The following is a 14,484-nucleotide window of genomic DNA, read 5'->3' on the forward strand; positions in this document are numbered from 1 at the left end:
GAGTAACGATTAGAATTTTTTAAAATGACAGCCAGTTTGTTGTTTTGTTTTATAAAACTTGTATATTTGATGTTATCAAAAAAAGTATTGTTATGAAGAATATAGTATCATGTATAGTTTTAGTGGCTTTAGGATTTGTTTCTTGTAAGCAGGAAGAGGAAACCAATGTAGTTTCAACTAATCCAGAAACCTCTGCCTTTTCGGATGATTTTAAAGGTCCAACTGCTGAGCCTACAACACCATCAACTGCTGCTGCACAACCTGGTGCGCCTATGATGACTACACCAAATGGCATGGTAACTCCAACAACGGCTCAACCAGTAAAAGTTGGAAAAGGAATGAATCCAGCGCATGGTCAACCAGGGCATCGTTGTGATGTAGCTGTTGGTGCTCCATTGAATTCGGCTCCAGCCAAAACAACAACGGCTTCAACACAATCGGCAACTATTACTTCTGCTGGTTCAACTCCAGGAACGGTAACTCAAAATGGTGCAAAAATTACAACTACTAATAATAACTTACCTGCAACTATTGCAGCTCCTGTAGAAACGGCTCCAGGAATGAATCCACCTCACGGTCAAGAAGGACATGTTTGTTCTGTTGCTGTTGGTGCGCCTTTGCCTAAGAAGGAGTAGGGTTTAGTGTTTAGCAATTAGCAATTAGCAATTAGCAATCAGCAATTAGCAATCAGCAATTAGCAATTAGCAATCAGCAATTAGCAATTAGCATTTAGCACTAAGTTAGTGTGATTAATTTCATTTTGCGTGTTTTCTGATTTTTAAAATGATGTTTTATCTAAGAAAATCAAAAGCCACCTCGGCTTTCAGCCACTTCTCCAGAGGAGGAGAAATCTAAAAAAGACGTTTAGTTTTATCAGTGTTCAGTGTTCAGTATTTATGTTAACTGAACACTGAGCACTGAATACTGACTACGGAAGTTTTGTTATTCCCATATTGTATAGTGTGAATGCCATAATATCTACACTTTCTTGGATGGATGCTGCTACTGATTTTCCAGCTCCGTGTCCGGCGTTTATGTCTATTCTTATTAATGTTGGGTTGTCACCAGCTTGTTTGTCTTGCAACTCGGCAGCAAATTTAAAACTGTGTGCCGGAACTACTCTGTCATCATGGTCGCCAGTGGTTACCATAGTTGCAGGATATTTAGTATTTGGTTTTACATTGTGTACTGGTGAATAGCCTTTAATGTATTCGAACATTTCTTTACTGTCTTCGGCTGTTCCATAATCGTATGCCCAACCTGCTCCTGCGGTAAAAGTGTGGTAACGTAACATGTCCATTACACCAACTGCTGGTAGTGCTACTTTCATCAAATCTGGTCTTTGAGTCATGGTTGCGCCTACTAGCAATCCGCCATTAGAACCACCACGAATGGCTAGGAAATCAGAAGAAGTATATTTTTCTGAGATTAGATATTCTGCAGCAGCAATGAAATCGTTGAATACATTTTGCTTTTGCATTTTTGTTCCGGCTACGTGCCATTTTTTTCCGTATTCGCCACCACCACGAAGGTTGGCTACAGCATAAATACCACCATTTTCCATCCAAACGGCATTTGAAATACTAAAACTTGGTGTCAAACTAATATTAAAACCACCATATCCATAAAGAATAGTTGGGTTTTTACCATCCAATTTCAATCCTTTTTTGTGGGTAATAATCATTGGGATTTTAGTTCCATCTTTGGAAGTATAAAACACTTGTTTAGATTCGTAATCGTTGGAATTGAAATCAATTTTAGGTGTTTGATATACTTTAGAAACACCAGATTTTGGGTCAAATGAATACGTTGAACCCGGCGTTGTATAATTTGTAAAAGAGTAATAAAGTACCTTTTCCGTTTTTTTACCGCCAAAACCTCCAGCAGTTCCTATTCCTGGCAATTGGATGTTTCTTACTAATTTTCCAGAATAATCATATTGTTTGATAGCCGAAACAGCATCAATCATGTAGTTGGCAAAAAGATAACCACTTCCTGTCGAAACATTAAGAACGTTCTCGGTTTCTGGAATAAGGTCTTTCCAATTTTCAGGTTTCGGATTGCTAACATCAACGGTTACAACGCGTGTGTTTGGTGCATTTAAATCGGTAGCAATAAACAATTTTGAACCTTGATTGTCGATGATAGAATTATCGCTATTGAAATTATCTACAATAGTTACAATGGGACTATTTGGTTTGGTTAAATCTTGAATGTACAATTCATTTCCATAAGTGGATGTAGAAGCAGTAATCACTAAATAATGATTGTCTTCTGTTACATAACCACCTACATATCTTCTTTTTTGGTCTAAGCCAAAAATTACTTTATCGTCTTTTTGACGTGTTCCTACTTTATGGTAATACAATTTGTGTTGGTCGGTTTTTGCCGAAAGTTCGCTACCATCAGGTTTGTCATAACTTGAATAATAGAAGCCATCGTTTCCTTTCCAAGACACGCCACTGAATTTAATGTCTTCCAAAGTTGGTTCCAATATTTTTTTGGTAACGGCATCCATAACGATTACTTTTCTCCAATCGCTACCACCTTCAGAAATAGAGTAGGCCACTTTAGAACCATCTTCAGAAAAATTTACACCACCAAGTGATGAGGTTCCATCTTTAGAAAAAGTATTTGGGTCAAGAAATACGCTTTCTTCTCCTTTGGCATCTTTTCTGTAAAGCACTGATTGGTTTTGAAGTCCGTTGTTTTTATAGTAATACGTAAAGTTACCTTCTTTGAAAGGAGCGCTTATTTTTTCGTAGTTCCATAGTTTTTCAAGTCTTGATTTTAGGGCGTCACGATAGGGAATTTTACTAAGATAATCGTAAGTAAGACGGTTTTGTTCTTTCACCCACGAACCAGTTTCCTCTGACCTATCGTCTTCAAGCCAACGGTAAGGATCGGCTACTTTTGTATAGAAATAGGTATCGGTTACTTGACCTTTTGTGGTGGTTGGATATTGCATTTTGTTTTGACTCATAAGTGTAATTGGGAGTGCCAAAGCCATTATTAGAATTGATTTTTTCATTTTTTGATTGTGTTGAAGTGTTTGCAAAACAAAAATAGTGAATTTATTTGTTACCATTTTTTAAATTTCTCTATCAGAATTTAAAGCTAAAAAAAACCCAACATTGCTGCTGGGTTTGATTATTGATTTGAATTTGATTACCAAATTTTAACTCTTTTTTCTGGAGCTAAATAAAGCGAATCTGTTGCTTTTACGTTGAATGCTTCGTAGAATTCTGGGATGTTTCTAACCACACCATTAATTCTAAATTTAGCAGGCGAATGTGGGTCGGAAGCTACTTGACTTCTCAAGGCCTCTTCACGAGTTTTGTCTAACCATACTTGTCCCCAACCAAGGAATACTCTTTGAATTCCTGTGTAACCGTCCATTTTAGGAGCTTCTTTTCCGTTTAGTGACATTTTGTAAGCTTTAAGAGCGATGCTCAATCCACCTAAGTCACCAATGTTTTCACCAAGAGTAAAACTTCCGTTAAGGTTTAAGTCTGGGAAAGCTTTAAAGCTGTTGTATTGGTCAACAAGCGCTTTTGTTCTTGTTTGAAAAGCTGTTAAATCTTGTGGAGTCCACCAATTTCTCATTACACCTTCACCATCAAAAGTACTTCCTTGATCGTCGAATCCGTGTCCGATTTCGTGTCCAATAACAGCTCCAATTCCACCATAATTTACAGCATCATCAGCTTCTAAATTAAAGAAAGGTGGTTGAAGAATTGCCGCTGGAAAAACAATTTCGTTAAGCGTAGGGTTGTAATAAGCATTCACCGTTTGAGGATTCATTCCCCATTCAGCTCTATCAACAGGTTTTCCTAATTTGTTTAGCATACGGTTGTATTCAAATTCGGTAGCTCTAGTTGCATTTCCGAACAAATCATTTTTAGCAACTTTTAATGCTGAGTAGTCTCTCCATTTGTCTGGATATCCAATTTTAATCATGAATTTATCTACTTTGGCAAGAGCTTCTTTTTTAGTGTTAGCACTCATCCAATCTAATTCTTTGATGCTTGCTGCGTAAGCTTTAAGTAGGTTTTTTACCATAGCTGTCATGCGTTCTTTAGCTTCTGGAGTAAAGTGTTTTTTTACATATACTTTACCAACAATTTCACCCAAACCACCATTTACAGCGCTAACCGCTCTTTTCCAATCTTCTTCTTGTTGTTCTGTTCCGTACAATGTTTTTCCGTAGAACTCGAAGTTTTGTTTGTCTAAAGCAGTGTTTAAATAACCAGCAGTGTTGTTAATTAAACTCCATTTTAAATACGTTTTCCAAGTATCAATAGGTGTATTTTTGATGATGTTGTTTAAGCTTTTTGTGTAAGCAACTTGAGCAATCACAATATTTTTTTCGTTAGCAACACCTGCATTTTTTAACATAGCTGTCCAATCAAAATCAGGCATTAACGATTTTAAATCGGTTAAAGCATATTTGTTGTAAAGCGCTGCTGTGTTACGAGTGTCTTCTTTTTTCATGTGGTTGGTTGCCAAAGTAGTTTCTAAAGCCATAACTTTAGCTGCACTTTCAGCGCCATTTGGTAATCCAACTAGTTGCCACATTTTTTCGATATGCGCTACATAGTTCTTACGAATGTCCGACATTTTGGCATCGTTCTGTAGGTAGTATTCTCTTTCAGGAAGTCCTAAGCCACCTTGCCAAGTCATTAAAGTGTATTTTTTTGGATCTTTAAAATCTTCAGTAACAGCAACTGAAAAAGGAATTGATACTCCAGTTCTGTTAGCTTTTCCAAAATAAGTTGCTAAGTCCGTATAATTCGCAATAGCATCAATAGCTTTTAATTCCGATTGAATAGGAGTAACGCCTTTAGCATCACGGTCTTTACGATTTGTATAAGAGCTGTAGTAATCTCCAATTTTTTGCTCGTCTGAACCTTCAGAAAAGCTTCCTTTAGAAGCTTCTTCAATGATAGCTTTAACGTCTTTTTGCGATTTGTCATACAGCATATCAAAAGCACCATACGATGATTTATCTGCAGGAATTTTGTTGTTTTTAGCCCAAGTTCCATTAACGAAACGGTCGAAGTTATCGCCAGGTTTCACTAAGGTATCCATATTCTTTTTGGTAATACCTGATACCAATTCTTCTTTTTTGCTACAAGATGCTAAAAGCACGGTTGCTGCAAGAAGTGAGATTTTGATGTTTTTCATATTTTAGTTTAATTTTAGTTTGTTTAGTATAAGTAACTATTTATTAGTAATCATTTTGAATGAAATGTTACACACTCTTGAAAATTAGCTATGTGTTAGTATTCATAAACCTCATAACCCCAAGGCTTTATTTTTCTCTCATTACCACTTAAGGTTTCTTCTTTTTCGTTAAAAACATTATGAGCTTTTCCTAATAGTGTTTTATCAGAAATTTTGATACTTTGCTCTTTATTAGAAAAATTTAAAATAACAAGGATTTTTTTGTTGTCTTTTTTTCTGGTGTATGCATAAATAACATCTTTATTACCAGCTTCAACTTTTTTGAAGGAAGCATTTGCAGAGAGTGCTATATTTCTTTTTCTTAGATGAAGTAATGTTTTGTAGAATTTCTCTCTTTTAAGATTTTTAAATTCCATCGGATCTTTGTCAAAAAACTTCAATGCTCTTAAAGTAGGTTCTTCCTGTCCGCTGTAAATAAGTGGAACGGAGTTTTTCATTGTTTGCGTAAATACTGCAAAAGGTGCATGTACGTCATTTGGAAAAGTTCCATAATCGGCCTTGTTCCAACTGTTTTCATCATGATTGCTTGTGAAGTACATTTGGATGGTATTCTTTGGATAACGCGTTTCATTTTCTTTATTAATACTGTCTAAACTAAACGCAGGTCTTTCTCCTTTGGCCACTTTTTCCATCATTTTGAACATGTGCCAAGGATATACTGCGTCAAAACCACTTTTTGGAAGATAGGTGCTATCACCTTCGGCCAACATGAAAACATTTTTCATTTTTTTCAATTGTGGAATGGATTTTTTCCAAAAATTAGCTGGAACATTCCAAGCAACATCACATCGAAATCCATCAATGTCTGTGTCTTTTATCCAAAATTTCATAGCTGCTACCATACTATCTTGTAAGACAGGATTTTTAAAATCTAATTGTCTAACGTCAGCCCAATCAAAAGCTACTGCGGCTTTTCCAGCACTGTCTTTTACATAAAAATCAGGATGTTGTTTTAACCAACGATGGTCTGCTCCAGTATGATTAGGAACCCAGTCAATTATTACTTTCATTCCTCTATCATGAATTGCTTTCACTACATTTTTAAAGTCTTCTAAAGTCCCAAATTCTGGATTAATAGAAGTAAAATCGGAAACAGCATAGTAACTTCCTAAAGAACCTTTTCTATCTACTTTACTAATTGGATTTATAGGCATGAACCAAATAGTTTCAACTCCCATTGCTTTAAGTCGGTCAAGATGTTTAGCAAAAGCATTTAGAGTGCCTTCTGGAGTATATTGTCTAACATTAACCTCATAGATGTTGCTTTGCATAATCCAAGCTGGATGACCGTCAATTTGTAGATTATCCTCATTTACTAATTTATCATTTTTACAACAAATGAAAGAAAGAATAAAACCAACTAATAAAAATGATATACCGACTTTTTTCATAGTGAAATTAATTTAAGTATTAGAAAAGGTAAATATCTTAAATTTTGATGAGGTGGCATACTTTCTTCCAATGATTTTATTTGTTCATTATAGAAAAATTTATTTTAAGAAAACACGTTACACGGAAGATTATAAATAAATTGGAATTTTGGATATTTGAATAAATAGATTTAATCGGATAGGATATTCCTAAAAACAAAAAATCCAGTTTAAATAAATAAACTGGATTTTTAAGAAGCTCCCCCTATTGGAGAAAGTTACAATTTTGACGCGATGGTAATTTATTTAACAATCAGAAAAACAAAGAGTTAACAAATAATTCTTTGTCTCAGTTATTATCTTCATACTTCTTCGGAGAAAATCACTTTAAAATCTTTAAAACCTATTCATATGAATGAACTACTATTAATTAAAGAGTTTTTATTGTATAATATCAATAAGGTATAATTATGTATAGATACAGGATTTTATATTGAAGTTATGGAGATTGAACTTAAAATAGCATAATAATACAATTTTTGTATTTTAAACATTATTAATTAAAATAGCTATATTTGAAATAATATATGACGACAGCAATACCTATCTACCCAAAACGAGGTTGATTTGTACGACTTTGTCATACATATAAATGAGTCCTGTACTTTTTTAAAAAAGCGTGTCAAGATTAAACCTTTTAATGAAAATAATATCTAACAAGGTATAACTATAATAATTAAATAAAATATGATTAGAATATTTTTATTATTTGTCGTGATTTTTACCCTTGGTTGTAACAAAGATGACGACAATCCAAATCCTTCAAATCCTAATGTTATTCCATACCAAGAAGGTTTGACAACAAATTATATAACAATTAACAACATTACCAGAAAATATTTAGTTTATAGACCAACAGGAATGACAACTGTAAATGCAGTTGTAACAGTTTTGCACGGTGGCGGTGGACTTGGTATTGGAGTTTCAGAAATAGGCGCTCATCCATTATCCGTTTTTCGGACAATTGCAGACAATGAAAAGTTTTTAGTAATCTATCCAGAAGGTTCACTCGACATTCAAGGAAATCCGGGATGGAATGATTGTAGAAGTGATGATATATCAGGAAGTCAAGGTGACGACATTTTCTTTTTGAAACAGTTAAATTCAAAATTAATCTCAGAGTTAAATATTAATTCAAGCAAAATGTATTTAACAGGGACAAGTAATGGCGCATTAATGACCTATTCTTATGCTTTTCAATTTCCTGAAACTATTAAAGCGATAGCCGTTTCAAGTGGAAATTTACCACAGTTTCCTGAAAGCGGACTTTGTACAAATGGCTCAAATATGCCTTTGCCAATCTTGATAACTCACGGAACAAGCGACCCTGCAATGCCGGCAAATGGTGGCTGTGTTGCAGATATTGGTGGCAATTGTAATCGTGGAAAAGTAATATCTCAAACTGCAACCTTAAATTATTGGTTACAAAGAAACGGTTTACAAAATATTAATCCAACCATATCAACTTTTAATGTGAACACAACAGATGCAGGAAACGTAGAAAAAAGAATTTATGCTGGTGCAAAACCATTGATTTATTTTGTTCTAAATAACGCTGGTCACGCTGTGCCAAGTAAGACAGTTTATACCAATTCTTCACCTGCAAGTGGAGTTCAAAATAGAGATATAGAATATGCGGAAGAAGTTTGGAACTTTTTTAAAGGACTTCAATAAAACAATGCACCACAGCAGTTTGTCAAAATGGCGTGTTTAGTGCTAAATTGAAATTAAGTACTTCTAAATTAGATACTTTGACAAGCTGGGAAACTTCATAGTTAAGTTTATTGCGAGAAGATTAAACCTATTAAAATAAAAAAGTCTATTAGTAAACATAGTTTGAATAAATATTTACAATTTAGTATTATGAGAATTTTTATTTCTTTATTATTATTGTTGTTTTTATCGTGTGAAAAAGACAACTCTGCAAACCAGTCTAACCCAAATACTTCGGCTTATAGAATTACTAAATCTATCTCTTACAATAGTGTAGGCGTAGATGTAATTATTGACAAGCCTGAAGGAAATGAATTTGATGTATTAATTACTTATCACGGTACCGTGCAAAGTGATTAAGATATTTTATCTGCTGCAGAAACTACTCTTAACCAATTTAAAAATATTTTGAATCGACAAGATATGATGATTATAAGTGTTGCACATCCTCAACTTAATATTTTGTTTGGTGACAATATCCTGCAAGCAGAGGCTGCACTGTTATGGGTTAAGAACAAAGCAAACCAAGAATTAGGAATTACAGTAAAAAAAATATTTTTAGCAGGACATTCACAGGGTGGCTATTTGGTTACTAGACTTAACACAATGCATCAAACAAATGGTGTAATAGCAAATGCACCAGGCCCTTTGAATTTAGTTTATAGATGTCAATTAGAAGAAAATGGACAAGCACCAGCAAGTTATCCCTGTAATAATTTAAGAAATATATATGGGACGACAGTTGCCAATTCCAATGCCTACCACCAAAGGTCATTACTTAATTTTACAAATGGCTTTAAATCGGATATTTTATTTGTTCAAGGATTAGATGATATGGCAATACAATTATACTCTTGGCCAGCTTTTAAACAAGATGTAATTAATTGCTCCAATTGCCAAAATCGCCAATTTGTAGAAGTCCCAGGAGGTCATACTGCCATTTTTCAAAGCCAAACAGCAAAGACTGAATTCAATAATTTTATAAATAGCCACTAATGATAAAACTATTGCTGACAGCCGTTTGGCAAGATTGGGTTTTAAACTTAATTTAAAGATGGTTTAACAAAATTGTAAAAACAAAAAAACCCGACACTTTCGTATCGGGTTTGTTTTGCTCCCCCTATTGGAGAAAGTTACAATTTTGATGCGATGGTAATTTACTTAACTATTAGAAAAACCAAGAGTTAAAACCATAGAAAATGCCAGTGTTAAATATTTTTGTATTTTAGCAAAAAAATGAATGCCTAATTTATTAAATGATAAGTTATGAAAATCAAGCTAATTTTTTCTCTTCTTTTTATTACATTATTGTCTTGTAACAAAGAAGATAATTCAATAACCCCTGACAAACCAAGTGAACAAAAAACAGTAAATCTAACAGTTGACGGAAACGCAAGAAGTTTTATAGTATATCTTCCAACAGGTTACAACAACGCAGGAAAAATGCCTTTAATTTTCGCAATTCACGGCGGAAGCGGAACACCTGAAGGAATGATTAACATTGCTAATTTCAAACCTATTTCAGATAGAGAAAAAGTAGTGTTAATTTATCCTGCCGGAATACAGAATAATTGGAATGATGGGCGACCAACTACTCCAAATCAATTGGGAATTAATGATGTTAGTTTTTTCAATCAAATGTGTGATTATGCAATTGCAAATTTATCTGTTGATGGCACAAAAATATATGCAACTGGAATCTCAAATGGTGGATTTATGTCTTCGCGATTGGGTTGTGAATTAAGTAATAGAATTGCGGCAATTGCTGTAGATGCTGCGACAATAGAAGCTACAACAATTGCTTCAAGTTGTAATCCCGGCAGACCAGTCCCTGCAATTTATATTCACGGAACTACCGACCCATTAGTTCCATTTACTGGTGGACAAATGACGGCTGGTGGAACAGCAGGAGGAACGGTTTTATCGCATTTTCAAGCAGTTGATAAATGGATAACTATTAATGGATGTACGAGCACTCCTGTAATAACAGATTTACCTGATATTGCAAACGATGGCACAACAATAAAACAAAGAGTATATTCAAATTCTACAAACGGAAGCGAGGTAGTAAGTTATGTTATAACAAATGGGGGACATACTTGGCCACAAGGTTATCAGTATCTAAATGAATTAATTATTGGCAAGACGAGTCAGGATATGAATGCTTGTGAAGTAATTTGGTCTTTTTTCAAAAGATTTAGAAGACTATAAGAAATTAAGCTTTGATTTTTTCCATAAAAAAAGAGGTCAATAACGACCTCTTTTTCATTTGCTCCCCCTATTGGAGAAAGTTACAATTTTAATGCGATGATTGCTTATTCAATTCTCTTAAAATCAAGAGTATAGATTTTTTTAGATATTATTTATTTATTAGTTTTTCATTTCTATTTTCTGCTAAGAAAATGGAAAGTTTCTTGTTTTTTGCTGGGCTGGGGAGAACAAAGTTTATGTTCTCGCTCAACAATTAAGTTGAACCTGGTTGCTCAACTGATTTCTCAGCCCTACAGAGTTTTTAACGGAATTACCGACTACCCATATCCAACAACGTTCAAGGTAGATTTATATAATAGATATCATATTCCCCCACTTCATATCCTCTTCTTCTCGTGGTGGGGTTTGCCGGTCTTTAAGACCCATCATTATCTATTACTATAATAAATATAGTATTATTTGAAAAAGTAAAGTAATTGATATGATTTTTGTAATTTATTTTAAGCAATTCTTTCAAATCTGTTTTTTATCAATTCTTTGTAGGCAACCTTAAACTCATCACTCATAAAACTTTCATCAATACAACGAAACCATTTATCCTTAGCCTTCTCCATTTTATTAAAAATATTTTCCTGTTGTTTGTTGTCTAACTTAAATGAATTGAATACCGTTGTGAAATCTTTTCTGCTAATTTTTTTCTTCTTAGCATTAAGAGTTAGAGCCAAATCTTCATCATCGGCAGGATTAACGATTGCGGTTGCCACCATATCATAAGCGGGAGATAGAATGTATCCTTGCTCCTTTGTTTTGATTATAGAGAAGTTTTTTAAGTGCATATCCGCATTCCCGGTTAAAAATGAAAATAACACTTGTTCAAAGAAATTTACTAAATCCAACCCCGGATTAGAGGAATGTTTCAAAAGAACTTTAGCAATCTGTTCGTAAGACCCGCGATACTTGTTTTCGGTCATTCTTTCTGTCAATTGACACATATCCTCCATTAAAAGTTTTTGACCTTTTACGCGGTCAATTCTCTTGGTGATGTAGGCAAGATTTCCTGATTGTAATCGTATCAAACTATGGGGTACCATTTTTATTTTTGCTATGGCTCCCAAGTGCATTGTTAGGTCTTCTACCTCCGGTAATTGATTAAAATTTTTAGTAGGTGGTTTTAATATGTAATCTCCCCACAGACCAACTATTGTAAATCGTTTGGCTTCTCCCTTTGCACTTGGTGTTAATTCCAAAGATAATTTAGCTTGTACCCCTGTTAAAGTAGTTTGACTTTTCACTACCTGTAAAGCCAATTCTTCCATTTGATTTTCTGTATATGGTAATTCCGGTGGAGTAGATTGTCCAAATATTTTTTTACAACAAGAAGGATGAAAATCTACTTCATTTTCAGATAATGTTTCGTAACAATAGAGACATCTTTTCATATATGTATAAGTTTATTTGTTAACGGTCATATATGTTATCCCCTTTTTATTTATAGGTGTTTGCTTAGGCAAACTAATAGTTAGTGGCGATTTCATAGTTCTTCATTATTTAATGGATGGACACTAACGGCTCCTATACAATCTTTACAACAAGCCATTAAAAGACCCATTCTATCTCGTGGGTTTAGTTTCCAATTGTTTTGAGCAATATCTAACAACCATCCTTCGGGTATAAGACCATCAAAAAAAGGGAACAAGATTTTACTTGTATAAGGTTGTTCTTTGAGTGGAAGGGTCAAACTAATAGGGTCAGGATTTGAAGAATTCAAATAAGAACTATCATAGTTAAAATGATATCCATTTTCATCTTCTACCAACCAACCCGAAGTTGTATCATATATTTTTATTTCAGCCTTTCTCATTTTCCTCTACTATTAGTTGCACTGCTCCTACCTTATATCCAAATAATTTTAACACCTGATTTACTTTGTCTAACCTTAGTGTTTCTTTACCCTGTTCCAATTCTCGGAGGAAACGAAGACCCACTCCTGCTTTCTCTGCTAATTCTGGTTGAGTTAATTTAGCGGAGGTTCTTTTTTGTTTTACAAACTTACTTAATTCCATAATATGCACCTTTTCGGGTATAAAAGTAGTAATATATTTTTAATTTATACCCTTTAAGGTGTAAATTTATTTTTTCAAGAGACAATATACCACAACGGGTATAATAAAAGAGATGTTTTTTGATATGATAAGAAAACGCAATTTTTTTATCATAGCAACTTTGGTCTGTAAAGAAAATGGAGAAAGTTTTACAAATGTATGACCTATAAAACCAAAAAAGACCTCACATCTCTGTGAAGTCTTTTCTTTAGTAGCTCCCTCTCTTGGGCTCGAACCAAGGACCCTCTGATTAACAGTCAGATGCTCTAACCAACTGAGCTAAGAAGGAAACTGTATATTTTAATTTTTTTTAAGAACTTTTTTGTGGCTACTCAAGAATAAAAAAGATAATTTTTATCTGCTAAGCGGTTGCAAATATAAAGCGTTTTTTATTTTTTGCAAACAAAAAAGAATAATTTTTTTAATGATTTGTAAAAATTTTATCCATTACTAATTGATAAATGTCTTTTCCAAAGGTTAAAGCCATTAAAGTCAGTAAGATAATCATTCCAGCGGTTTGAACGTAACCTGCTGTTTTTTCGTTTAAAGTTTTACCTGTAATCATTTCTACAATAGTGAAAAGAGCATGTCCTCCATCTAATCCTGGAATTGGAAGTAGGTTCATGAAGGCTAAACCAATTGAAAAAAGTGCTGTAAAACTCCAAATAAATTCCCAGTTCCATTCGTCTGGTAACATTCTTGCAATACCAATTGGACTTTTTACTTGTTTGTAAGCTTGAGTTTTTGGTTTTAAGATTAGTTTGAATTGTTTAACATTATAAACAAGTAATTCCCAAGATTCTCTCATTGCTTGGGGTAATGCACTGCCAAAAGACAGTTTGTTTACTACCTCATATTTTTCTTTATCATTGGTAAGACTCAGACCAGGCAGAAAGCCTAATTTACTATTTTTATCAAGTTTAGCTTTAAGATTTACAATTTTATTGTCTCTTTGAACTGCTAAAGCGATTGAATCATTGGCTTTGTTAGTAATTAGTTCAGAGAATTCATCAAAATATTTAAATTCTTTATTGTTTACCGATATAATTTGATCGTTTACTTTTAAACCTGCATTGAATGCACCTGATTTTGGTAAAATAGAATCAATTTTAAATCCTTCAATTCTTGGAGCCATAAAGTTTTTGCCTTCTGCACCCAATATTTTTGCTTTATCTTCATCTGATAAAGTAATTTCTTTGTTTTGTCCGTCTCGATCTACAATTAATTTATCACTTAAAAGAACGTCTATAATTAACCTATTAAATTTATTTTGAACTAGTTCGCCATCTACAGAAACTATTTTGTCTCCATTTTTAAAGCCTACATCTTTTCCTACTTGGCTAAAACTTAATCCATTTTTTTGGACCACATTAGTTGCTGTGTATTTCTGTCCAACAGTAGAAAACATTATGGTATAAATCGTTATTGCTAAAATAATATTTACAATAATTCCACCAAGCATGATTATTAATCTTTGCCAAGCTGGTTTCGAACGAAATTCCCATGGTTGAGCTGGTTGTTTCATTTGCTCGGTGTCCATGCTTTCATCAATCATTCCTGAAAGTTTCACGTATCCTCCAATTGGTAACCATCCAATACCCCATTCAGTTTCTCCAATTTTTTTCTTTACTAATGAAAAACCAGCATCCATAAAAAGGTAGAATTTTTCGACTCTTACTTTAAAAATTTTTGCGGTAATGTAGTGACCGAACTCGTGAAGTATAACTAATACTGAAAGGATAAAAATAATTTGTGCAACTTGTATCATTTAATCTTGTAAA

At 33.7% G+C, this 14,484-nt stretch carries 12 protein-coding genes and 1 tRNA gene; 5 read left to right on the forward strand and 8 right to left on the reverse strand.

The features are described from left to right. Positions 1–86 precede the first annotated feature (86 nt). A complete protein-coding gene (locus tag ABD771_RS04940; protein WP_425556449.1) occupies positions 87–635 on the forward strand; it encodes a hypothetical protein in 549 nt (182 codons plus the stop codon). A gap of 293 nt (positions 636–928) precedes the next feature. Here ABD771_RS04940 and ABD771_RS04945 read toward each other — a convergent pair whose 3' ends face one another. The 3 genes from ABD771_RS04945 to ABD771_RS04955 all read right to left on the reverse strand — a co-directional run bounded on the left by ABD771_RS04945 (position 929) and on the right by ABD771_RS04955 (position 6,638). Beyond that, entirely contained in the window at positions 929–3,031 is a 2,103-nt protein-coding gene (locus tag ABD771_RS04945) for a prolyl oligopeptidase family serine peptidase (protein ID WP_345091472.1), read from the reverse strand. Positions 3,032–3,168: 137 nt separating this feature from the next. Then, positions 3,169–5,187, reverse strand: a complete 2,019-nt coding sequence (locus ABD771_RS04950) for a M13 family metallopeptidase (protein ID WP_345091475.1) — start codon at positions 5,185–5,187, stop codon at positions 3,169–3,171. 95 nt (positions 5,188–5,282) lie between these two features. Then, complete coding sequence (locus ABD771_RS04955; RefSeq protein ID WP_345091477.1) at positions 5,283–6,638, reverse strand: alpha-amylase family glycosyl hydrolase; 1,356 nt, start codon at positions 6,636–6,638, stop codon at positions 5,283–5,285. 726 nt (positions 6,639–7,364) lie between these two features. Between ABD771_RS04955 and ABD771_RS04960 the strand changes: the two genes are divergently transcribed. From ABD771_RS04960 to ABD771_RS04975, 4 genes are all read left to right on the forward strand, one after another. Beyond that, positions 7,365–8,351 (forward strand): CE1 family esterase, encoded by a 987-nt coding sequence (locus ABD771_RS04960; RefSeq protein ID WP_345091479.1) that lies wholly within the window; start codon positions 7,365–7,367, stop codon positions 8,349–8,351. A gap of 189 nt (positions 8,352–8,540) precedes the next feature. Further along, positions 8,541–8,750 (forward strand): hypothetical protein, encoded by a 210-nt coding sequence (locus ABD771_RS04965; protein ID WP_345091482.1) that lies wholly within the window; start codon positions 8,541–8,543, stop codon positions 8,748–8,750. Between the two features lie 63 nt (positions 8,751–8,813). After that, complete coding sequence (locus ABD771_RS04970) at positions 8,814–9,386, forward strand: alpha/beta hydrolase family protein (protein WP_345091485.1); 573 nt, start codon at positions 8,814–8,816, stop codon at positions 9,384–9,386. Positions 9,387–9,656: 270 nt separating this feature from the next. After that, positions 9,657–10,601 carry a CE1 family esterase gene (locus ABD771_RS04975; protein ID WP_345091488.1) on the forward strand — a complete coding sequence of 315 codons (945 nt, stop codon included), beginning with the start codon at positions 9,657–9,659 and terminating at the stop codon, positions 10,599–10,601. A 500-nt stretch (positions 10,602–11,101) separates the two neighbouring features. Here the strand turns inward: ABD771_RS04975 and ABD771_RS04980 are convergent, their stop codons facing one another. The 5 genes from ABD771_RS04980 to rseP form a co-directional block, all read right to left on the reverse strand. Then, positions 11,102–12,040, reverse strand: a complete 939-nt coding sequence (locus tag ABD771_RS04980; protein WP_345091491.1) for a HipA domain-containing protein — start codon at positions 12,038–12,040, stop codon at positions 11,102–11,104. Between the two features lie 92 nt (positions 12,041–12,132). Then, positions 12,133–12,462 carry a HipA N-terminal domain-containing protein gene (locus ABD771_RS04985; RefSeq protein ID WP_345091493.1) on the reverse strand — a complete coding sequence of 110 codons (330 nt, stop codon included), beginning with the start codon at positions 12,460–12,462 and terminating at the stop codon, positions 12,133–12,135. Next, the gene (locus ABD771_RS04990; protein ID WP_345091495.1) at positions 12,449–12,664 is read right to left on the reverse strand and encodes a type II toxin-antitoxin system Y4mF family antitoxin; all 216 of its coding nucleotides are present in this window, start codon (positions 12,662–12,664) and stop codon (positions 12,449–12,451) included. The genes ABD771_RS04985 and ABD771_RS04990 overlap by 14 nt, the downstream gene beginning before the upstream one ends. Positions 12,665–12,918: 254 nt before the next feature. Next, positions 12,919–12,992 (reverse strand) — tRNA-Asn (locus tag ABD771_RS04995). 132 nt (positions 12,993–13,124) lie between these two features. After that, positions 13,125–14,471, reverse strand: coding sequence for an RIP metalloprotease RseP (rseP, locus tag ABD771_RS05000; protein WP_345091498.1), 1,347 nt, complete (start codon positions 14,469–14,471; stop codon positions 13,125–13,127). Positions 14,472–14,484: the final 13 nt, after the last annotated feature.

Source organism: Flavobacterium chungnamense, assembly GCF_039539165.1.
Lineage (GTDB): Bacteria > Bacteroidota > Bacteroidia > Flavobacteriales > Flavobacteriaceae > Flavobacterium > Flavobacterium chungnamense.